Genomic DNA, 24,028 nt, shown 5'->3' on the forward strand with positions numbered 1-24,028 from the left:
GCCCGCCAGTCCACCCGCCCGACCGAAGGGAACGAGGCCGTGAGCCCGTCCACCGACCAGCCCGCCGCCCCGCCGACCCCCCGGCCGGCGGCGGCCCCCGCCCCCACCGCCCCCGGGCCGGCCGACGGCCCGGCCACGGCCCCCGTCCGTACCGCCCCGCTCTCCGGCCTCCAGCGCGGCCTGTGGTTCCTCGACCGCTGGAACCCCCTCGCGGCCACCTACACCACCCCCTGGACGTACGAGGTCACCGGACCGCTCGACCTCGCCCGGCTCCAGCGGGCCCTCGACGGCGTGACCGCCCGGCACGAGGCGCTGCGCACCACCTTCGCCCTCCACCCCGACGGCCCCCGCCAGCACGTACACCCCGCCCTGACGGTGCCGCTCACCGTCACCGACCTGCGCGGTCTGCCCGACCCGGAGCGGGCCGACCGCGCGGAACACCTGGTCGCCGAACGGGCCCGCGCGCCCTTCGACCTCGCGGCGGGGCCGCTGCTGCGCGCCGAGGCGTTCCGGCTCGCCGACGACCGCACGACGCTCCTGTTCGTGGTCCACCACATCGTGTGGGACGGCTGGTCGGCCGACCTCTTCGAACGCGAACTCGTCGCGCACTACCGGGCGCTGGAGCAGGACCGGGCAGCGGACCTGCCGGCCCTCACCCTGCAGTACGCCGACTGGGCCGAGGAGGAGCAGCACACCTCGTACGAGGACCACCTCGCCCACTGGAAGCAGGCCCTCGACGGCGCCCCCGCCCTGCTGGAGCTCCCCGCCGACCGGCCCCGGCCCGCCGAGAGCAGCCGGCTCGGTGCCACCGAACCGTTCGGCCTCGCCCCCGGGACCGCCGCCCGGGTCCGCGCGCTCGCCGAACAGGAGGGCGTCACCCCGTTCACCGTCCAGCTCGCCGCCTTCGCCCTGCTCATGGGCCGCTGGACCGGAGCCGACGACCTGCTCGTCGGCACCCCGGTCACCACTCGCAACCGACCCGAACTCGGCGACCTGCTCGGCTACTTCGTCAACCTGCTGCCACTGCGCGTCCGGCTCGCACCGGCCACCGCGTTCCGCACGCTGCTCGGCGAGATCCAGGACACCGCGTTCGACGCCTTCGGCTACCTCGACCTCCCCTTCGACCAGCTGATCGACGCCCTCGGCACCCCCCGCACCCCCCAGCACCCGCCCCTGGTCCAGGTGGTCTTCGGAGCCCACGCCGAGGACCGCACGCCCCTCGCACTGGGGGCCGCCACCACGGCCGAGCGCACCGTACGGTCCAACGGCACCAGCAAGTTCGACCTCACCTGGTCCGTCTTCGAGGACACCGGGGGAGGCGAACTGCGCGGCGAGGCCGAATACGACAGCGACCTCTTCGACGCCGGCACCGTCCGGCGGCTCGCCGCCGACTACGCCGGACTCCTGGACGCCGCCCTCACCGACCCCGACGCCACCGTCCGCGCGCTGACCGCCGCCGGACCGCCGCACCGCCCCGCCCGGCCGGGCGCCGGCCGCAGCCTCCACCACCTCTTCGAGCGGGCGGCGGACGCGCACGGCGACCGGCACGCCGTGACCGACGCCGACGGCACCCTCACCTACGCCGAACTCGACCGCCGCGCCAACCGGCTGGCCCACACCCTGATCGCCCGCGGTGTCCGCCCCGGCGACCGGGTCGGGCTGCTCCTGGAACGCACCGCGTCCGTGCCGGCCGCGATCCTCGCCGTGCTCAAGACCGGCGCCGCCTACGTCCCCGTCGACCTCGCGGCCCCGGCCGACCGGGCCGCGCTGGTCTTCGGCGACACCGCCGCCACCCTCGTCCTCACCGACCGGCCCGACCGCGCCCCGGACGGCCCCTGGCAGACCCTCGACCTCACCGCGGCCGCGCAGGAGATCGCCGCCCACCCGGCCGTCCGGCCCCCCGCCGCGGGCCGCCCCGGCGACCTCGCCTACCTGATCTTCACCTCCGGCTCCACCGGGCGCCCCAAGGGCGTCGCCGTCGCCCACGAGCACGTCAGCCGCCTGCTGGACTCCGGCCGCGAACACTTCGCCTTCGGCCCGGACACCGTCTGGACCCTCTTCCACAGCTACGCCTTCGACTGGACGGTCTGGGAGCTGTGGGGAGCCCTGCTGCACGGAGGCCGCCTCGTCGTCGTCCCGTACCTCACCAGCCGCTCGCCCGACGAGTTCGCCGGACTGCTCGACGAGGAACACGTCACCCACCTCTGCCTCACGCCCTCGGCCCTGCGCCAGCTCGAACCGGCCCTGCGCCGCCGCCCGCGGGCCCTGCCCGACCTCCGGTGGATCATGCTCGGCGGGGAGGCGCTCGACCCCGCCGTGGTCCAGCGCTGGCACGCCCTCGAACCGCTGCCGCCGGCCCGCCTCTGCAACCTCTACGGCATCACCGAGACCACCGTCCACGTCACCATGCACGACGTCGCCGAGGGCGGCGCCGGCTTCGAACGCAGCCTCGTCGGCGACCCCATGCCGCACCTCACCGCACTCGTCCTCGACGACTGGCTGCGCCCCTGTCCGCCCGGCGTCCCCGGAGAGCTGTACATCGGCGGCGGCAGCCTCGCCCACGGCTACTGGGGCCGGCCCGCACTCACCGCCGGCCGCTTCGTCGCCGACCCCTACGGACCGCCCGGTGCCCGGCTCTACCGGACCGGCGACGTCGCCAGACGGCTCCCCGGCGGCGGCACCGAATACGTCGGCCGGGCCGACTTCCAGGTGAAACTGCGCGGCTTCCGGATCGAACTCGGCGAGATCGAGAACGCCGTGGCCGCCCACCCCGAGGTCGACGCCTGCGTGGTGACCGTCCACGACGACCGGCTCGCCGCCTACATCACCGGGCGCTCGCCGGACGAACCCCAGGACCTGCGGGCCTTCCTCGGCCGCTCCCTGCCCGCGTACATGGTCCCGGCGAGCGTCACCGTACTGGAGTCCCTGCCGCTCACCGTCAACGGCAAGGTCGACCGGGCCGCGCTGCCCGATCCCGACCGGAGCGCCCCCGCGGCCGACGGCCGGCACGTCGAGCCGCGCACACCCGAGGAGGAACTCTTCGCCGCCGTCTGGACGGACGTCCTCGGCATCGGCGGGATCGGCGTCCACGACGACTTCTTCCACCTCGGCGGCGACTCCATCCGCGCCGTCCAACTGGCCGGAGCCCTCCACGACCGCGGCTGGGAGGTCACCCTGCGGGACGTGTTCAACGCCCCCACCGTCGCCGAACTGCTGCCGCTCGCCCGCCCGGTGGCCGCCGACCCCGCCGCGGACCGGCCGTTCGCCCTGATCTCCGACGAGGACCGGGCCGAGCTCCCGCCCGGGATCACCGACGCCTACCCGATGGTGTCGATGCAGCTCTCCATGGTCTTCCACATGGAGGTCGCCGGCGGCACCGACAGCTACCACAACGTCAACTCCTACCGGATCACCGGCGACCTCGACGAAACCGCCTTCCGCCGCTCCGTCGAGGAGGCGACCGCCCGGCACGCCGTCCTGCGCACCGGCCTCGACCTCTCCGGCTACGGAGAACCCCTCCAGCTCGTCCACGGCACGCTCCCCGCACCCGTCGAGTTCGCCGACCTGCGCGCCGCGGGCACCGACGAACAGGACGAGGCGGTCCGCACGGTCTTCGCCCACCACCGCGACCGGCCCTTCGACCTGGCCGAACCACCCCTCTTCCGGATCACCGTCCAGCGGCTCGCCGACAGTGCCTTCCAGCTCACCGTCTCCGAACACCACGCCATCCTCGACGGCTGGAGCTTCACCTCGCTGCTCACCGAGATCCTCGAACGGCACACCGCCCTCGCCGCCGACCCGGCCTCCGCCCCCACCCCGCCCCCGCGCACCGCCTTCCGCGACTTCGTCGCCGTGGAACGCGCGGCCGCGGCCGACCCGGAATCCCTGGCGTACTGGCACCAGCGGCTCGACGGTGCCACCGGCCAGCTGTGGCCCGGCAGCGAGGACGTCCACGAACTGCCGCGCACGGTCGAACGGGTGCTGCCCGAGGCCCCCGGACAGCTGCGCGCGGTCGCCGACGCGCTCGCCGTACCGGTCAAGTCGGTGGCGCTCGCCGCCCACCTGTACGCGCTCGCCGAGATCACCGGGCGGCGGCGGGTCACCACCGGTCTGGCGATGAACGGCCGGCTGGAACGGCTCGGCGGCACCGAGGTGTACGGGCTCTTCCTCAACACGGTCCCGCTGGTCGCGGAGCCCGACGGGGAGGACCTGACCGCACTCGTACGGCACGTGCACCGCGAGGAGCTGGACATGATGCCGCATCGCCGGGTGCCGTTCGCCCGGCTGGCCCGGATGATGGCCGACACCGCGCTGGACAGCCAGTTCGGCTACCTGAGGTTCCACGCCCTGGGGAGGCTGAGCGCGGCCCGGATCGAGGACGGCCGCATCGGCTCCGAGCCGACGCTGCGCCACGAGCCGAACAGCTTCGCCTTCGGGGCCTCGCTGATCCAGGACCCGGTCTCGCAACGGGTGCTGCTGGCGGTGGACCACCAGCGGACCCTGGTGGACGACGCGACGGCGGACGCCTTCATGGACGCCTACCAGCAGGCCCTGTTCCGGCTGGCGTCCGACGCCTGAGCCGGTTCGCCGCTGTCGGCGCCCGAACCACTCGGCGCAGCCGGAGCCGGACCCGGCTGCCGACGGGAGGGCCGTTGCCGGGCCGCGCCCGGCCCGCGCCGGCCGCCCGTTCACGGCCCCGGCTGCGCCGGCCCACGGGAGGCCACCGGCCGTGCCGTGACCGGCAGGCGCCGCCCCTCCGTCCGCGGGCTCCGGGCTCCGGGCATACGGCTCCGGCCGCACCGGGCCGGCCGGAGCCGGAGGCCCGTCGCCGGCGAGGGGCCCGAGCGGCCCGGCCCGTTCACCGGCCCGGGGCATACGGGCTCCGACGGCACCGGGTCGCCGGCCTGTGATGCCGTGAGGGGCGGGCGCCGCCTGCCCGTCCACCCCATCCGGGCGGGGGTTCCGGTCGCACCGGACCGTCTGCCGCCGGTGCCGTGAGTGGCCGGCGCCGCCTGGTCGTTCATCCGCTCCGGGCACCGGATCCGGTCGCACCGGCCGGTGCGAGGGCCGTCGCCTGCCGCGGGTGATCCGTACCGCCCGTCCCTTCACGGCCCCGCGCACACGGACTCCGCCGCACGGGCTCCGCCGGGGCCGGTCCCGATGCCCGTTTCCGGCCCGCGGGATCCGCCTTCTTGATCCACCCCGTCCCGATCCACCCGATCCGACCACCCAGGAGCGCACTCCCATGACCACCTTCGCCGAACCGGCCACCGTCACCACCGACCTGCTGTCCCGCTTCCGGGCCGCGGTCGCCGCACACCCCCGGCGGGCCGCCGTGCACGCGGCCGGCGAGAGCCTCGACTTCGCCGCGTTCGACCTGCGCACCGCCGCCCTGGCGCGGGCCCTGCGGGCCGCCGGGGTGCGGCGGGGCGACCGGGTCGGGGTCCACCTCGGCCGCACCGCCGACCTGCCGGTCGCGCTGTTCGCCGCCTGGCGGGCCGGCGCCGCCTACGTCCCGCTCGACCCGGCCTACCCCGCCGAGCGGATCGCCTTCATGGCCGCCGACGCCCGTCTCGCCGCCGTCGTGAGCACCGACGCCGAGCCGCCCGTGCCGGCCGGGGTACCGGTCCTCCGCCCGGACGCAAACGCCGACGCCGTCTCCGGCGCCGACGCGTCCGCGGACCCGCAGGCCCCGTTCACCCCGCACCCGCTCGACTCCGCCTACGTCATCCACACCTCCGGCTCCACCGGACGTCCCAAGGGGGTCGAGGTCCCGCACGGCGCCGTCGCCGACCTCGCCGCCGCCCTGGAGCTCAGCGGCGCCTACCGGCCCGGGCACGCCGTCGTCGCCTGGAACGCCAGCGTTTCCTTCGACGCCTCCGTCCAGCAGTGGATCCGGATCTGCCGCGGCGACACCCTCGTGGTGGTCGACGACGCCCACCGCGCCGAGCCGGCCCGGCTCGTCCGGCTGCTCGCCGAGCACGGCGTCACCGACCTCGACCTGACGCCCTCGCACTGGCAGTTGCTGCGCGAGCCGCTCGCCGGCGCCCGCGTCCCGCGGCTGTTCATGGGCGGCGAGCCCGTGCCCGCCCGGACCTGGCGCGAGCTGGCCGACGGCGGTGTCGACGCGTTCAACCTGTACGGGCCCACCGAGGCCACCGTCGACGCGATCACCGCGCCGATCACCGGCCCCGGCCCCCACCTCGGCGAGCCGCTGCCCGGGGTCCGGGTCCACCTGCTCGACGCCCGGCTCGCCCCGGTGACGGCCGTCGGCGCCGTCGGCGAGCTGTACCTCGCCGGGCCCGGCCTGGCCCACGGCTACCCGGGCCACCCGGGCCTGACCGCGGGCCGGTTCCTCGCCGACCCGTTCGCAGCAGAGCCGGGCGCCCGCATGTACCGCACCGGAGACCAGGCCCGGCGTTCCGCCGACGGGCTGCTGGAGTACGTCGGCCGGGTGGACCGCCAGGTCAAGGTGCGCGGCTTCCGCATCGAGCTGGGCGAGGTGGAGCACGCGCTGGGAGCCCTCGCGGGGGTCGGCGCCGCCGCGGTCGCCGTGCACGAGCCCGCCCCCGGAGACCACCGGCTCGCCGGCTACGTCACCGGCACGGACCTGCGCCCCGCGGACCTGCTGGCCGCGTTGCGCCGTACCCTGCCCGCCCACCTGGTGCCCTCCAGCGTGACGGTGCTGGACGCCCTGCCGCTCACCCCGAACGGCAAGACCGACCACCGGGCCCTGCCCGCGCCGCCGACGGCGGAGGCCGCCGCACCGGCCGCGGCCCGCGGCCTGGACGAGCAGGTCGCCGAGGTCTGGCGCACGGTGCTCGGGGTGCCCGGCGTCGAGCCGTCCGACGACTTCCTCTCCCTCGGCGGCCACTCGCTCGCCGCCCTGCGCGTCGTCCACCTGCTGCGCCGGGCCCTCGGCGTGGAGCTGCAGCTGCGCCACCTGCTCGACGCCGCCGACCTGGCCGAGTTCACCGCCACGGTCCGGCGTGCCACGGAGGCCGGCCCGGCCGCCGCCCGCCCCGCCCTGACCGCCCGACGGGCGGCCGTCCGATGACCACGACCCTCCCCACCGCCCCCTCGTCAGCCGCCTCCGCAGCCCCCTCAGGGTCGGCCGCCGCGCCCGGCACGCGTACGCCGCGGCCCACCAGGCCTCGGGCCGAGGGCGACTGGCTGCTCGTCCCCGCCCCCCAGCCGCACCGCCCCGTCCGGCTGTTCTGCTTCCCCCACGCGGGCGGCGACGCCACCGCCTACGTGCCGATGGCGCGCGCCCTGGCCCCCGCGGCGGAGGTGTGGGCGCTGCGCCCGCCCGCCCGGGGCGGACGCAGCCGGCACCCCATGCCGCCCGACTTCGACGCCCTGGTCACCGCCGTCACCGCGGCGCTGACCCCGCACCTGGGCGGCGCCGCCGACGGCCGGTTCGCCTTCTACGGCCAGAGCTTCGGGGCGCTCCTCGCCTACGAGGTGGCCCGGGCCCTGCCCGCGGACCGCCGGCCCGAACGGATCGTCGCCGTCGGAGCGCCGAGCCCCGCCGAGTGGAGCGGCCGCGAGAGCCGGGACCTGGACGCGGCCGAACTGCTCCGGCTCACCGGCCTGGACGAGTCGGTCCGGGCCGAACCCCAACTGGCCGCACTGGCCCTCGGGACCATCCGCACCGACCTCGCCGTCAGCGCCACCTACCGCCACCACCCGCACGCGCCGATCGGCCCCGCGATCCACGCGCTGGCCGGCGCCGACGACCCGATGCTCGCCACCACCGGCCTCACCGGCTGGGCCGCCCACACCCGCGGCGCCTTCGAGCACCGCGTCGTCCCGGGCGGCCACCTGCTCGCCACCGTCGACCGGCCCGGCCCGGTTGACCTCCTCACCTCACTCCTGGCGGACGGCCAGGCCCCCACCCCCTTCCGCGCCGCCCCCAGGGAGCACTGATGCCGACCACCGCCACCGCGACGCCCACCACCACCGTCGACCTCACCGACCCCGCGCTGTGGGCCCGCCCCGACACGCCCGCCCTGATCGCGGAACTGCGCCGCGAGGCACCCGTCCACCTCACCGAGACCGTCGACGACGGCCCCGTGTGGTCGGTGCTCACCTACCGGGAGTCCGCCGACGTCCTGCGCAACGCGGCCGTGTTCAGCTCCGAGTCCGGCTCCCTGCTCGGCGCGGGCGAGGGCAACGTACCGGTCGGGTCGGGCCGGATGATGGCCCTCACCGACCCGCCCCGCCACCGCGAACTGAGGGCCCCCGCGAACCCGTTCTTCTCCAAGAACGGAGTACGCGGCGCGGCCCGTTCGATCGCCGAACGGGCCGGCGAACTCTTCGACCGGGCCGTCGAACAGGGCGACGTCGACCTCGTCGACGTGGTCTCCGCCCTCCCGCTCGCGGTCATGTGCGACCTGCTGGACGTCCCCGAGAAGGACCGCGACATGGTGGTCCGGGTCTGCGACGTGGCCTTCCTCGGCCGCACTCCCGAGGAACGCCGCGCCGGACACCAGCAGTTGATCCCGTACCTGATGCACCAGGTGATGCTGCGCCGCACCGACCCGCGCGACGACCTCATCTCCATGATGGCCACCTACAAGGTCGGCGGCCGGCTGCTCCCCATCGAGGACGTGGTGCTCAACCTGGACAACATCGTGGTGGGCGGCGTCCAGACGGTGCGGCACACCGCCGCCATGGGGCTGCACACCCTCGTGCAGCGTCCCGACCTGTGGCGCAGTCTGCAACGGGGCGAGGTGTCCATGGACTCCGCCGTGGACGAGCTGCTGCGCTGGACCTCGGTCGGCCTGCACACCCTGCGCACCGCCTCCCGCGACGTGGAGCTGGGCGGACGGCAGATCCGCCGGGGCGACCGGGTCGCCGTGTGGGTGTGGTCCGCCGACCGGGACCCCGAGGCCTTCGAGCAGCCGGAGGAGATCCGCCTCGACCGCTCGCCCAACAAGCACCTCGCGCTCGGACTGGGCGCCCACTACTGCATCGGCGCACCGCTGGCCAAGGCCGAGCTGAGCGCCCTGTACTCCGCCGCGCTGGAGAAGGCCGCCGCCATCGAGCCCACCGGCCCGGTCACCCACAACCGCTCGATCATCAACTTCGGCCTGGACCACTTCCCCGTACGGCTCACACCGCGCTGAACCGGCCCCGCCCCCCGATGGCCCCGCGTCCGCCTGCGTCCCGCCGGGCCGTCCCCGGCAGCCGCGCAACTGCCGCTCTCCTGCCGCAGCTTGTGCCGCTCGCGCCGGAACGGCGCCCCTACCTTCGAATCACACCCCAGCGCACCACTCACCTACGGAGACCACCATGAGCAACCCGTTCGAGGACGACAACTCCGGCTACCTCGTCCTGGTCAACGACGAGAACCAGCACTCCCTGTGGCCGGTCTGGATCGACGTCCCCGCCGGCTGGACCACCGTGCACGGCGAGGCCACCCGCCAGGAGTGCCTCGACTGGATCGAGACCAGCTGGACCGACATCCGCCCCGCGAGCCTGCTCGCCACCCTCGACCAGCGGTGAGCGCGGCCATGCCGAACTGGGAACTGAACCCGGGCCGCCCGGCCCTCACCCGCGTGCCGGCCTTCGCCGGCCTCGCGGAGGCCTGCGAGTGGCTGCGCGCGCACGAGACCGCGCTCACCGACGCCCTGCACGAGCACGGCACGATCTTCCTGCGCGGGCTGCCGGTGGCGCAGGCCGCGGACGTGGCCGCCGTGCGCGACGTCCTCATCCCCGAGCCCACCCCGTACCGGGAGAAGGCCACCCCGCGCAGCGACTTCGGCGACGGCGTCTTCTCGTCGACCGACCTGCCGCCCGCGCAGGCCATCCGGATGCACAACGAGAACAGCTACACGCTGACCTTCCCCGGCCGGCTGCTGTTCGCCTGCCTGACCGCCCCCGAGGCGGGCGGCGCCACCCCGACCGCCGACGTCCGCAAGGTCCTCGCGGGGCTGCCCGCCCACCTGGTGGAGCGCGGCCGTTCCTCCGGCTGGACGCTCACCCGCAGCTACTCCGACTACGTCTCGCTCGGCTGGCGCACCGCCTTCGGCACCGAGGACCCCGCCGACGTCGAACGGTACTGCCGGGAGAACGGCATCTCCTGGGAGTGGCTGCCGGACGGCAACCTGCGCACCAGCCAGCTGCGTTCGGCCACCGTGCACCACCCGCAGACCGGCGACGAGGCCTGGTTCAACCACCTGGCCTTCTGGAACGAGTGGTCCCTGGAACCCGACATCCGGGAGGCCATGGTCGAGGAGTTCGGCCCCGACGGCCTGCCCTTCAACACCGGGTTCGGTGACGGCGAGCCGCTCACCCGGGAGGACGCCGACGCCCTCAACGCCGCCTACGAGGCCGCGACCGTCCGCGAGACCTGGCAGGCCGGCGACGTGATGCTGGTCGACAACGTGCTCTGCGCGCACGGCCGCGACCCCTACCGCGGCGACCGGAAGATCGCCGTCGCCATGGGGCGCCCCGTCGACCTCATGGACTGCCGGCCCACGGTGCGACCCACCACCGCCGTCCCCGCCTAGGCCGTCCTTCGGCTCCGGTCCCTGCCCGCGCCCGGGCGACCCGAACACCGTCCACGCCGTGATGTGAGCAGAGGAAGCACCGTGATCCCGGTTTCGTACGCACAACAGCGTCTCTGGCTGATCGACCAGATCGAGGGGCCGACCGCGCTCTACAACCTGCCGTTCGCGGTCCGCCTGCGCGGCACGCTCGACACCGCCGCACTGCGTGCCGCGACGGCGGACGTGGTCGCCCGGCACGAGGCCCTGCGCACGGTGTTCCCGGTGGCCGGGGGAGTGCCGGTGCAGCAGGTCCTGCCGTCGGCGCAGGCGGAGGTCGCCTTCGAGACGGTGGACTGCGCACCGGACGCCTACCCCGCCCTGCGGGACCGGGCCGCCGCCCACACCTTCGACCTGGCCGCCGAACTGCCCATCAGGGTCACGGTCTTCACGCTCGCCCCCGCCGAACACGTTCTGCTCGTCGTGCTCCACCACATCGCCGGCGACGGCTGGTCCCTCGGCCCGCTCCTGCGCGACCTCGCCACCGCCTACGGCGCCCGCCTGGACGGCCGGACCCCCGACTGGGAGCCGCTGCCCGTCCAGTACGCCGACTACGCGCTCTGGCAGCGCGAGCTGCTCGGCGAGGAGAGCGACCCCGACAGCCTGATGAGCCGGCGGCTCGACCACTGGCGGGGCGTCCTGGCCGGGCTGCCCGAGGAGCTGGAACTGCCGGCCGACCGGCCCCGGCCGCCCGCCCCGACCGGAGCCGCCGACGCCGTCGCCTTCCGCTACGACGCACCCCTGCACGCCGCGCTGGCCGCCCTCGCCCGCCGCCACCGCGCCACCCTGTTCTCCGTCCTCCAGGCCGGGCTCGCCGCCCTCTTCACCCGGCTCGGGGCCGGCACCGACATCCCGCTCGGCACCGGAGTGGCGGGCCGCGACGACGAGGCGCTGAACGACCTCGTCGGCTTCTTCGTCAACACCCTGGTGCTGCGCACCGACACCTCCGGCGACCCGTCCTTCGCGGAACTCCTCGGCCGGGTGCGCACCACCCAGCTCGACGCCTTCGCCCACCAGGAGGTGCCCTTCGAGCGGCTCGTCGAGGAGCTCAACCCGGCCCGCGTCCTCGGCCGGCACCCGCTCTTCCAGACGCTCCTCGTCCTGCAGAACCACGAGGAGGGCGAACTGGGCCTGCCCGGAATCGAGTCGGCGCCCGAGCCGCTCGGCCTGCGCGTCGCCAAGTTCGACCTCAACATCGGGATCACCGAGCAGCGCACCGCGGACGGCGCTCCCGCCGGCCTCAGCGGATCGGTGGAGTACGCGGCCGACCTCTACAACCGCGCCACCGTCACCACCCTGTTCGAGCGGCTCGGCCGGCTGCTGGCCGCCGCGGCCGCCGCACCCGACGCGCCGATCGGCACCCTCGACATCCTCGCCCCCGAGGAGCGCGCCCGGCTGACCGGCGAATGGAACGCCACCTCCACGCCCGTCCCCTCCGGCTCGCTGCCCGCACTCTTCACCGCCCGGGCCGCCCGCACCCCCGACGCGGTCGCCCTCGCCCACGACGAAGGCACCGTCACCTACGCGGAACTCGACACCCGCGCCAACCGGCTCGCCCACCACCTGATCGCCGTCGGCGTCGGCCCGGAGTCCCCGGTCGCCCTGCTCATGGAACGCTCCGTCGACCTGGTCGTCGCCACCCTGGCCGTGCTCAAGGCCGGCGGATGCTACGTCCCCCTGCACGCGAGCCTGCCGCCCGAGCGGATGACCGCCCTGCTCACCGACACCGGCGCGCCCGTCCTGCTCACCGACCGCACCGACCCGGGATTCGCGCACGGCGCCGCCGTCGTGCGCCCCGGTGACGAGACCGGCGCACCGGAGCACGACCCCGGCGTGGCGGTCCACCCCGACGCGCTCGCCTACGTGATGTTCACCTCCGGCTCCACCGGCACCCCCAAGGGGGTCGCCGTCCGCCACCGCGACGTCGTCGACCTGGCCGCCGACCGCCGCTGGCAGGACGGCCGGCACCGGCGGATCCTGCTGCACTCCCCGCACGCCTTCGACGCCGCCACCTACGAGCTGTGGACGCCCCTGCTGGCCGGGGGGACCGTGGTCGTCGCCCCGCCCGGCAGCCTGGACGCCGCCGCCCTGCACGCCGTCGCCACCCGGCACCGGGTCACCGCGGTGTTCCTCACCAAGGCGCTCTTCGACCTGGTCGCCGAGCAGGCCCCGGAGACCTTCCGCGCCCTGCGCACCGTCTGCACCGGCGGCGAGGCCGCCTCCGCGACCCTCATGCGGCGCGTCCTCGACCACTGCCCCGACCTGCTCCTCGCCCACGTCTACGGCCCGACCGAGGCCACCACCTTCGCCACCCACCACCCCCTCTCGCCCGCCGACCTGGCCGGCGCCCGCCCGCCGATCGGCGCCCCCCTCGACAACATGAGGGCCCACGTCCTCGACGCCCGCCTGCGGCCCGTCCCGCCCGGGGTCCCCGGCGAGCTGTACGTGGCGGGCGCGGGTCTGGCCCGCGGCTACTGGCGCCGGCCCGCGCTGACCGCGGAGCGGTTCGTCGCCGACCCGTTCGCCGCGGGGGAGCGGATGTACCGCACCGGCGACCTCGTGCGCCGCCGCACCGACGGCGCGATCGAGTTCCTCGGCCGCGTCGACGGTCAGGTCAAGGTGCGCGGCTTCCGCATCGAGCCCGGCGAGATCGAAGCGGTGCTCTCCCGCCACCCCGCCGTCCGCCAGGTCATCGTGATCCCGCGCGAGGACCGTCCCGGTGACATCCGGCTGGTCGGCTACTGCGCGGTGCCCGGGCCGGCCCTCGACGAGCAGCCCGCGCTGGCGGCCGAGCTGAAGGAGTTCGCCGCGGCCACCCTGCCCGGCTACATGGTCCCCTCGGCCGTGGTCGTCCTGCCCGCCCTGCCGCTCAACGCCAACGGCAAGGTCGACCGGCGCGCCCTGCCGGCCCCCGAGGCGACCGGCGACGCCGGGGGACGTGCCCCGCGCGACGCCCGCGAACACACCCTCTGCGCGCTCTTCGGCGAGATCCTCGGGATCGACGACATCACCATCGACGACGACTTCTTCGAACTCGGCGGCCACTCCCTCCTCGCGACCCGCCTGATCGGCCGGGCCCGCACCGAGCTCGGCGCCGAACTCGCCATCTCCGACCTCTTCCAGGCCCCGACCGTCGCCGCCCTCGCCGACCGCCTCGCCACCGACCCGGCCCGCCCCGCGCTCCGCCCCGAGGCCCGCCCGGACCGCCTGCCCCTCTCCTTCGCCCAGCGCCGGCTGTGGTTCCTCGCCCAGGCCGAGGGCTCCACCGCCACCTACAACGTCACCCTCGCGCTCCGGCTCACCGGACCGCTCGACGCCACCGCCCTCGAAGCCGCCCTCGGGGACGTCGTGTCCCGCCACGAGAGCCTGCGGACCGTCTTCGGCGAGCACGACGGCGTACCCCACCAGCGCGTCCTGCCCGCCCCGCCCGCCCCGCTGCTCACCCGCACCGACCGTCCCGCGCAGGACCTCGTGGGCCACACCTTCGACCTCGCCCGTGACGTCCCGCTGCACGCCTACCTGCGCGCCGAGACGCCCGACGAGCACGTCCTGCTCCTGGTCATGCACCACATCGCCAGCGACGGCTGGTCGCTGCGCCCGCTCTTCCGCGACCTCGCCCGGGCCTACACCGCCCGGCTCGGCGGCGACCCGCCGGCCTGGGAACCGCTGCCCGTCCAGTACGCCGACCACACCCTCTGGCAGCAGCGGCTGCTCGGCGCCGACACCGACCCGCACTCCCTGCTCGCCCGCCAGCTCGACCACTGGCGGCAGGCACTGGCCGGCCTGCCCGACGAACTGCCCCTGCCGCTGGACCGGCCCCGCCCCGCCGTGGCGAGCCACCGCGGCGACGTCGTCCCGCTGGACCTCGACGCGGACCTGCACGCACGGCTCGCCGCGCTGGCCGCCGCGCACGGGGCCACCCTCTTCATGGTGCTCCAGGCCGCCTACGCCACCCTCCTGCACCGCTTCGGAGCCGGCGACGACCTGCCCGTCGGCACCCCGCTGGCCGGCCGCCTCGACCCCGCCCTGGACGACCTGGTCGGCTTCTTCGCCAGCACCCTCGTCCTGCGCACCGACCTCGCCGGGCGGCCCACCTTCGCCGAGCTGCTGGCCCGCGTACGGGAGGCCGACCTGGCCGCGTACGCCCACCAGGACGTTCCCTTCGAACGGCTCGTGGAGGAGCTCAACCCGGCCCGGACCCTGTCCCGGCACCCCCTGTTCCAGGTGATGATCGCCTTCGACAACACCGCGGGCGGCGACCCCGAGTTCCCCGGCACCCGGACCGCGTACGAGCCGCTCGGCCTGCCCACCACCGCCTTCGACCTCACCCTGAACCTCTCCGAGCGCCACCACGCCGACGGCTCCCCGGCCGGCATCCACGGCGGCCTGGAGTTCGCCACCGACCTCTTCGACCGCGCCACCGCCCACCGGCTCGCCGACGCCCTGCTGCGACTGCTCACCCAGGCCGCCGACGACCCCCACCGCCCCGTCGCCGAGCTGGACGTCCTCGGCGCCCCCGGCCGGGAGGCGCTCGCCTCCTGGCACGACACCGAACGCCCCGGCACGGACGTCCTCCTCCCGCGGGCCTTCGCCGAGCAGTCCGCCGCGGCACCGGACGACACCGCCCTGGTCTGCGGCCCGACCCGGCTGACCTACGCCGAGCTCGACGCCCGGGCCAACCGTCTCGCCCACGCCCTGACCGCCTCCGGCGCGGGCCCCGAGGACCTGGTCGCGCTCGCCCTCCCGCGCTCCGCCGACTCCCTCGTCGCCCTGCTGGCCGTGCTCAAGGCCGGCGCGGCCTTCCTGCCGCTGGACGCCGAGTACCCCCGCGACCGGCTCGCCCACATGCTGGCCGACGCCCGCCCGAAGGCCGTGCTCACCGGGCCCGGCTGGCCGCTGCCCGACCTGCTCCGGGCACCCGGATCGCCGGACGGCCCCGTCGTCCTGGACGTCCGCGAACAGCACCGGACCGACCGGCCCGCCGAGGCACCCGCCGTGTCCGTCCACCCGGACGGCGCCGCCTACGTCATCTACACCTCCGGCTCCACCGGCCGCCCCAAGGGCGTCGTGGTCCGCCACCGCGGCCTGGCCAACCTGCTGGCCTTCCACCGTGCCGAGACCATCGCCGCCGCCCGCCAGGCCCACCCGGAGGGTCGGTTCCGCTTCGCCCAGACCGCCTCGCTGTCCTTCGACACCGCGCTCGAGGCACTGCTGTGGATGGTCGCCGGGCACGAACTCCACCTCCTCGACGACGACGTGCGCCGCGACGCCGAGGCCATCGTGCGCTACGCCGAGGACACCGGCACCCACGTCCTCGACGTCACCCCCGGCCAGGCCGAACGGCTCGTGGAGGAGGGCCTGCTCGACCGCTGCCCGCCCGCCCTGCTGATGGTCGGCGGCGAGGCCCTCGGCCAGACCCTCTGGGCCGCCCTCGCCGACGCCCCCGGCACCGTCGTCCTCAACATGTACGGCCCCACCGAATGCACCGTCGACGCGCTGCACCACCGGCTGGGCGGCGACCCCCGCCCGCTGATCGGCCGTCCGCTGCCCAACCTGCGCGCGCACGTCCTCGACACGGGCCTGCGGCCCGTCCCGCCCGGCGTCCCCGGCGAGCTGTACCTCAGCGGCGCCGGACTGGCCCGCGGCTACCTGGGCCGCCCGGCGCTGACCTCGGAACGGTTCGTGGCCGACCCGTTCGCGCCGGGGGAGCGGATGTACCGCACCGGCGACCTCGCCCGCCGTCGCCCCGACGGCACCGTGGAATACCTCGGCCGCACCGACCACCAGGTCAAGGTGCGCGGCTTCCGCATCGAACCGGGCGAGATCGAGACCGTGATCGCCGCCCACCCCGGCGTCCTCCAGGCCGCCGTCCTGCCCCACCACGACCCCGCCGCCGGCACCCGCCTGGCCGCCTACGTCGTGACGCGGGACCCGCTCGACCCGGCCGAGCTGCGCGCCCACGCGGCCGCCACCCTGCCCGACCACATGGTCCCGGCGGCCTTCGTTGCCCTCGACGCCCTGCCCCTCAACGTCAACGGCAAGCTCGACCGCGGCGCCCTGCCCGCCCCCGACTTCGCGGCGGCCGGCGGCGGCCGGGCGGCCCGCACCGCCCGCGAGGAGATCCTCGCGGGACTCTTCGGCGAGGTGCTCGGAGCCACCGGCCAGGTCTCGGTCGACGACGACTTCTTCGCCCTCGGCGGCCACTCCCTCCTCGCCACCAGGCTGCTCAGCCGGGTCCGTTCGGTCCTCGGCGCCGAGCTCGGCATCCGGGACGTCTTCGAGGCGCCCACGGTCGCCGGCCTGGTCCGGCGCCTGGACGGGGCCGGCGCCCGGCTCGCGCTGACGGCCGGCGCACGCCCGCCGCGGCTCCCGCTGTCCTTCGCACAGCAGCGGCTCTGGCTCATCGACCGCATGGAAGGCCCCGGCGCCCTCTACAACATGCCCCTCGCGCTGCGCCTGACCGGCCCGCTCGACACGGACGCCCTGCGGGCCGCCCTCGGCGACCTGGCCGCCCGCCACGAGATCCTGCGCACCGTCATCGCCGAGCAGGACGGGGAGCCCCACCAGCTGGTCCTCGCCGCCTCCGCCGCGGACCTCCCCTTCACGCTCCTCGACTGCGCACCCGGGTCGGTGGACGCCGAGGTCGACCGGGCCGCCCGCGAGCCCTTCGACCTCGCCGCCGAACCGCCCGTCCGCACCACCCTCCTGCGGGTCTCGCCCGAGGAACACGTGCTGGTCGTCGCGCTGCACCACATCGTCGGCGACGGCTGGTCCATGGGCCCGCTGCTGCGCGACCTCACCGAGGCCTACACCGCCCGCCTGGACGGAGCCGCCCCGCAGTGGCGGCCGCTGCCCGTCCAGTACGCCGACTACGCGCTCTGGCAGCGCGCCCTGCTCGGCGACGAGGCCGACCCCGACAGCCTCGCCTCCCGCCAGCTCGCCTACTGGCGCGACACCCTCGCCGGCCTGCCCGAGGAGCTCACGCTCCCCGTCGACCGGCCGCGCGGAACCCGCGCCGACCACCGGGGCGACCGGGTCGCCCTCCCCATCGACGCCGCGCTGCACCGCGCGCTGACCGCCCTGGCCCGCGAACACCGCGTCACGATGTTCATGACCTTCCAGGCGGCCCTGGCGGCGCTGCTGACCCGGCTCGGCGCCGGCACCGACGTCCCCATCGGCTCCGTGGTCGCCGGGCGCTCCGACGAAGCCCTGGACGACCTGGTCGGCTTCTTCGTCAACACGCTCGTGCTGCGCACCGACACCTCCGGCGACCCCACCTTCACCGAACTCCTCGGCCGGGTCCGGGACACCGGCCTGGGCGCCTACGCCCACCAGGACGTGCCCTTCGACCGGCTCGTGGAGGAGCTCAACCCGGCCCGCTCGCTGGCCCGCCACCCCCTCTTCCAGGTGGCGATGGTCCTGCAGTCCAACGCCGGCACCGAACCGGAGCTCTCCGGCCTGCGCGCCGAGGCGCTGCCCGCGGACACCGGCGTCGCCAAGTTCGACCTCAACGTCACGCTGGAGGAGTTCTTCGGCCCCGACGGGGAGCCCGCGGGCGTCGACTGCGCCATCGACTTCGCCACCGACCTCTTCGACCGCGAGACCGTCGAAGCCCTCGCCGCCCGCTTCGGCCGCCTCCTCACGCAGGTGACGGACCGCCCCGGGCAGCGCATCGGCCGCGCCGACCTGCTGGACGAGGCCGAGCGCGCCGCACTCCTCGGCGGACACCGGCCGCTGCCCGCGGACCTGCCGCCGGTCCCGGCCGCCTTCGCCGCGCAGGCCGCCGCGACCCCCGGCCTCACCGCCCTGGTCCTCGGCGACACCCGGCTCACGTACGCCGAACTGGACGTCCGCGCCGCCCGGCTCGCCCACGGCCTGAGGGAGGCGGGCATCGGCCCCGAGGACGTGGTCGCCCTCGCCCTGCCCCGCTCGGTGGAGACGGTGGTCTGCCAGCTCGCCGTGCTCAGGGCCGGCGCGGCCTTCCTGCCCCTGGACGCCGCGTACCCGCCGGAGCACACCGCCCACATGCTGGCCGACGCCCGCCCGAAGGCCGTGCTCACCCACACCGGCTGGCCGCTGCCCGAGGTGCTCGACGGACTCGACGGATGCACCGTCCTGGACGCCGGCGAACGGACCTGGGCGGACCGGCCCGCCGACGCCCCGCCCGTCCCCGTCGACCCCTCCCACGCCGCCTACGTCATCTACACCTCCGGCTCCACCGGGCGGCCCAAGGGCGTGGTGGTCGGCCACGGTTCGCTCGCCGGACTGCTCGCCGCCCACCGCGCGGAGACCTTCGGCCGGCCGGAGCGGGCCCACGGCCGGATCCGGGCCGCGCTGACCACCTCGTTCTGCTTCGACGCCTCCCTGAACGGGCTGCTGTGGATGGTCGCGGGCCACGAACTGCACGTCATCGGCGAGGACCTGCGCCGCGAACCCGTCGCCCTCGTCCAACACCTGCGCACCGCCGGCATCGACGCCGTGCAGTTCACCCCCACCTACGCCGAACAGCTCATCGCCGAAGGCCTGCTGGACGCTCCCGCACCGCGCGTGGTGCTGCTCGGCGGCGAGGCGGTGGGCCAGGGGCTGTGGGACCGCCTGCGCGAGGCCCCGGCCACCACCGGCCACAACCTCTACGGCCCCACCGAATGCACCGTCGACACCCTGCTCCAGGCCTTCGACGAGGCGGAGCGCCCCACCATGGGCCGCGCCGTCCTCGGCACCCGGGCGCACGTCCTGGACGAGCACCTGAACCCGGTGCCCGCCGGGATCCCCGGCGAGCTGTACCTCGGCGGCGCCGGACTGGCCCGCGGCTACCTGGGCCGGCCGGCGCTGACCGCGGAACGGTTCGTGGCCGACCCGTTCGCTCCGGGGGAGCGGATGTACCGCACCGGCGACCTCGTCCGCCGCCACCGCGACGGCCGGATCGACTACCTCGGCCGCACCGACCACCAGGTCAAGATCCGCGGCTTCCGCATCGAACCCGCCGAGATCGAACAGGTGCTGTCCGCCCACCCCGCCGTACGGCAGGCCGTGGTCACCCCGCACGAGGGCGCGGACGGCGACCGCCGGCTCGTCGCCCACTGCGCGGTCGCCGCACCCGGACCCGAACTCGCCCAGGAACTACGCCGGTTCGCGGCCGGATCGCTGCCCGCCCACATGGTCCCGGCCGCGGTCGTCGCCCTCGACCACCTGCCGCTGACCGGCAGCGGCAAGGTCGACCGGCGCGCCCTCCCGGCCCCCGACTTCCGGCTCTTCGCCGGCGGCCGGGCCGCCCGTACGGCCACCGAGGAACTGCTCGCCGGGCTCTTCGGCGAGGTGCTCGGCGTCACGGGCCCGGTCTCGGTCGACGACGACTTCTTCGCCCTCGGCGGCCACTCCCTCCTCGCCATGCAACTGGTCAGCCGGGTCCGCACGGTGTTCGCGTCGGAGATCGGCGTCCGGGACGTCTTCGAGGCGCCGACGGTCGCCGGCCTGGTCCGGCGCCTCGACGGGGCCGGCGCCCGGCCCGCGCCGGCCGCGGGTGAGCGCCCCGAGCGGCTCCCGCTGTCCTTCGCGCAGCAGCGGCTCTGGCTCATCGACCGCATGGAGGGCCCCAGCGCCCTCTACAACCTCCCGCTCGCCCTGCGCGTCACCGGCCCGCTCGACGCGGACGCCCTGGAACTCGCCCTCGGCGACCTCGTCGCCCGCCACGAGATCCTGCGCACCCTCATCGGCGAGCAGGACGGCGAGCCCCGGCAGCGGATCCTCCCGCCCGCCGAGGCCCGCATCGTCCTCGACCGACGCACCGCAGTCCCCGCCGACCCGGCGGCCGCCCTCGCCGAGTGCACCGAGACCCCCTTCGACCTCGCCACCGAACTCCCCGTCCGCGCCCACCTGCTCCCCGTCGCCGCCGACGAACACCTGCTCGTCCTCGTCCTGCACCACATCGCCGGCGACGGCTGGTCCATGGACCCGCTGCTGCGCGACCTGTCCGCCGCCTACGCCGCCCGCCGGGAGGGCGCCGCCCCGCAGTGGCGGCCGCTGCCCGTCCAGTACGCCGACTACGCGCTCTGGCAGCGCGCCCTGCTCGGCGACGAGGCCGACCCCGACAGCCTCGCCGCGGGCCAGCTCGCCTACTGGCGGACCGCCCTGGCCGGCCTGCCCGAGGAGCTGTCCCTGCCCGTCGACCGGCCCCGTCGCGCCGACAGCGGCCACCGCGGCGACCGCGTGGTCCTGCCGCTCGGGGCCGACCTGCACCGCTCCCTCGTCGCACTGTCCCGCGAGCACCGGGTCACGCTTTTCATGACCCTCCAGGCCGGACTGGCCGCGCTGCTGACCCGGCTCGGCGCCGGCACCGACGTACCGATCGGCTCGGTGGTCGCCGGGCGTTCGGACGAGTCGCTGGACGAACTGGTGGGCTTCTTCGTCAACACCCTGGTCCTGCGCACCGACACCTCCGGGGACCCCACGTTCACCGAGCTCCTGCACCGGGTCCGCGAGACCCAGCTCGACGCCCACGCCCACCAGGACGTGCCCTTCGAGCGGCTGGTCGAGGAGCTCAACCCGGCGCGTTCGCTGGCCCGACACCCGCTCTTCCAGGTAATGCTGATGCTCCAGGGCACCGCCCGGACCGGCGCCCCGGGCGGCGGCGCCGGGGCGGCGCTCGACCTGGCCGGGCTGCCCGCGGCCGTCGAACCGGCCGGCGGCCACGTCGCCAAGTTCGACCTCTCCGTGGCCATGGGCGAGTCCTTCGACGCCGACGGCGCGCCCGCCGGACTGGAGTGCGCGATCGACTTCGCCACCGACCTCTTCGACCGCGAGACCGTCGCCTCCCTGGCGGTCCGGTTCGGCCGCCTGCTGACCGCGGCCGCCGCCCGGCCCGATCTGCCCGTCGGTAGCGCCGACCTGCTCTCCGCCGAGGAACGCACCGAACTCCTCCCCGGTGCCGCGGCGTTGCCCCCGGCCGTACCGCTGCTGCCCGCCGCGTTCGCGGCCCAGGCTGCCCGCACCCCGGACGCCACCGCCCTGGTCCACGGCGACACCCGCCTCGACTTCGCCGAACTCGACGCCCGCGCCGACGAACTGGCCCGCCGCCTGACCGCGGCGGGAGCCGGACCGGACTCCGTCGTCGCCCTCGCCCTGCCGCGCTCCGCGGAGAGCGTGATCGCCCTGCTCGCCGTCCTCAAGGCCGGGGCCGCCTCGCTCCCGCTGGACGCCGCGTACCCGGCCGACCGGACCGCCGCCATGCTCGCCGACGCCGCGCCCGCCCTGGCCGTCACCGCCGAGGGCTGGCCCCTGCCCGGACTGCTCACCGGGATGACCGTGCTGCCCGCCACCCCCGGCCAGGACACCGAACGCCCCGCCGCCGGCCCGCCGGTCCACCCCGCCGCGTCCGACGCCGCGTACGTGATCTACACCTCCGGCTCCACCGGCCGCCCCAAGGGGGTGGTGGTGAGCCACGGCGCGATCGCCGCGCTGCTCGCCTCGCACCGCTCCCCGGACGGGCCGATCGGAGCGACCGAAGCCGCTTACGGCCGCGGGCGGTTCGCGCTCACCGCGTCCCTCTGCTTCGACGCCTCCTGGGACGGCCTGCTCTGGCTGATCGCCGGACACGAGCTGCACCTGATCGGCGACGAGGTCCGCCGCGACGCCGCCGCGCTCGTCCGGCACGTGCGCACGCACTCCCTCGACGTCCTGGAGGTCACCCCCTCCTACGCCGAACAGCTCCTCGACGAGGGCCTGCTGGACGCCCCCGCACCGCGCGTGGTGCTGCTCGGCGGCGAGGCGGTGGGCCAGGGGCTGTGGGACCGCCTGAGCGCGGCCCCCGCCACCACCGCCCACAACCTCTACGGCCCCACCGAGTCCACCGTGGACGCGCTCACCCAGCCCTTCGCCGCCACCGGCCGCCCCGCCCTCGGCCGCCCCGTGCTCGGCACCCGCGCCCGGGTCCTGGACGCCCGCCTGAACCCGGTGCCCGCCGGGGTCCCCGGCGAGCTGTACCTGAGCGGGGCCGGACTGGCCCGCGGCTACCTGGGCCGGCCGGCGCTGACCGCGGAACGGTTCGTGGCCGACCCGTTCGCTCCGGGGGAGCGGATGTACCGCACCGGCGACCTCGTCCGCCGCACCCGGGACGGCGGGCTCGACTACCTGGGCCGCACCGACCACCAGGTCAAGATCCGCGGCTTCCGCATCGAACCCGGCGAGATCGAGCACGTCCTGACCCGCCACCCCCGGGTGCAGTCCGCCGTCGTGACCGTCCACGAGGACGCCGCCACCGGCCCCCGGCTGATCGCCCACGTGGTCGGGGACGGCCCGCTCGACCCGGCCGAGCTGCACTCCTTCGCGGCCGAGTCCCTGCCCGGCTACATGCTTCCCGCCGCCGTGATCCCGCTGGACGCCTTCCCGCTGACCGCGAGCGGCAAGATCGACCGCCGCGAGCTGCCCGTCCCCGACCCGCGGCCGGCCGGTACGGGCCGGGCCCCCGCCACCGCGCAGGAGGAGCTGCTCTGCGCCCTCTTCGCCGAGGTGCTCGGGCTCCACGGCCCCGCCGGAGCCGACGACGGCTTCTTCGACCTCGGCGGCCACTCCCTCCTCGCGATGAAGCTGCTCGGCCGCATCCGCGCCGCCACCGGCACGGACCTGGGCATGCGGGCCCTCTTCGAGGCGCCCACCCCGGCCGCCCTGGCCCGCCGCCTCGGCCCGCACCCCGACGCGGCCGACGCCGACGGCGCCTCCGGCTCGCGGAGCGCCCTGGACGTCCTGCTGCCGCTGCGGCCGGGCGGCACCGCCGCCCCCCTCTTCTGCGTCCACCCCGCGGCCGGCATCAGCTGGGTCTACTCCGGACTGCTGCGCCACCTCGACCCGGACCGCCCCGTCCACGGCCTCCAGGCCCGCGGGCTGCGCGGCGGCTCCCCGTCCTCCGTCACCGAGATCGCGGAGGACTACGTACGGCAGATCCGGGCCGTCCGGCCCGAGGGGCCGTATCACCTGCTCGGCTGGTCCTTCGGGGCCGTCGTCGCCCAGGCCATGGCCGTCGCCCTCCAGGCGGAGGGCCAGGAGGTGGAGCTGCTCGCCCTCCTCGACGGACTCCCCGCCGACCCCGCCCGGTACGCCGTGGACGGTCCGCCCGCCGACGAGCCGGCCGACACCCTCGCCGAACTGCTCGCCTCGCTCGGCCTCGACCCGGCCGGCGACCGGGGACCGGCGGAGCTGACCGCGCTCCTCGGCGAGGCCGCCGCGGTCCTGCCCGACGTCTTCGACCAGCACCGCAAGCTCATGGCCGAGCACGTACCCGACCGCTACCGCGGGGACGCCGTCTTCTTCGGCGCCACCCTCGACAAGCCCGCCGACTGGCCCTACGCGGCGGCCTGGCACCCGTACGTCGACGGCCGCATCGAGGAACACCGCATCACCTGCACGCACGGCGCCATGACGCAGCCGGAGCCCGTCGCACGGATCGCCGCCGTGCTGGCCCAGAAGCTTGGAGAGTGACCCGC

Annotated in this window: 7 protein-coding genes; all 7 read left to right on the forward strand. The window is 75.8% G+C overall.

Annotated elements, in window-relative coordinates; genetic code table 11:
- Positions 1–39 precede the first annotated feature (39 nt).
- The 7 genes from ACPU2J_RS28400 (at position 40) to ACPU2J_RS28430 (ending at position 24,023) form a co-directional block, all read left to right on the forward strand.
- A complete protein-coding gene (locus ACPU2J_RS28400; RefSeq protein ID WP_423834283.1) occupies positions 40–4,578 on the forward strand; it encodes an amino acid adenylation domain-containing protein in 4,539 nt (1,512 codons plus the stop codon).
- Positions 4,579–5,245: 667 nt separating this feature from the next.
- Positions 5,246–7,057, forward strand: a complete 1,812-nt coding sequence (locus ACPU2J_RS28405; protein WP_423834284.1) for a non-ribosomal peptide synthetase — start codon at positions 5,246–5,248, stop codon at positions 7,055–7,057.
- Positions 7,054–7,929: a thioesterase II family protein gene (locus tag ACPU2J_RS28410; RefSeq protein WP_420079020.1), complete on the forward strand. Its 876-nt coding sequence runs from the start codon at positions 7,054–7,056 to the stop codon at positions 7,927–7,929. Before ACPU2J_RS28405 ends, ACPU2J_RS28410 begins: the two co-directional genes overlap by 4 nt.
- The gene (locus tag ACPU2J_RS28415; RefSeq protein WP_420079019.1) at positions 7,929–9,131 is read left to right on the forward strand and encodes a cytochrome P450; all 1,203 of its coding nucleotides are present in this window, start codon (positions 7,929–7,931) and stop codon (positions 9,129–9,131) included. Before ACPU2J_RS28410 ends, ACPU2J_RS28415 begins: the two co-directional genes overlap by 1 nt.
- A 166-nt stretch (positions 9,132–9,297) precedes the next feature.
- A complete protein-coding gene (locus ACPU2J_RS28420; protein ID WP_361593222.1) occupies positions 9,298–9,510 on the forward strand; it encodes an MbtH family protein in 213 nt (70 codons plus the stop codon).
- A gap of 8 nt (positions 9,511–9,518) precedes the next feature.
- Positions 9,519–10,517: a TauD/TfdA family dioxygenase gene (locus tag ACPU2J_RS28425; protein ID WP_423834285.1), complete on the forward strand. Its 999-nt coding sequence runs from the start codon at positions 9,519–9,521 to the stop codon at positions 10,515–10,517.
- Positions 10,518–10,598: 81 nt separating this feature from the next.
- Positions 10,599–24,023: an amino acid adenylation domain-containing protein gene (locus tag ACPU2J_RS28430; protein WP_423834286.1), complete on the forward strand. Its 13,425-nt coding sequence runs from the start codon at positions 10,599–10,601 to the stop codon at positions 24,021–24,023.
- Positions 24,024–24,028: the final 5 nt, after the last annotated feature.

Source organism: Streptomyces manipurensis (assembly GCF_049570255.1).
GTDB classification, from domain to species: Bacteria; Actinomycetota; Actinomycetes; order Streptomycetales; family Streptomycetaceae; genus Streptomyces; species Streptomyces manipurensis.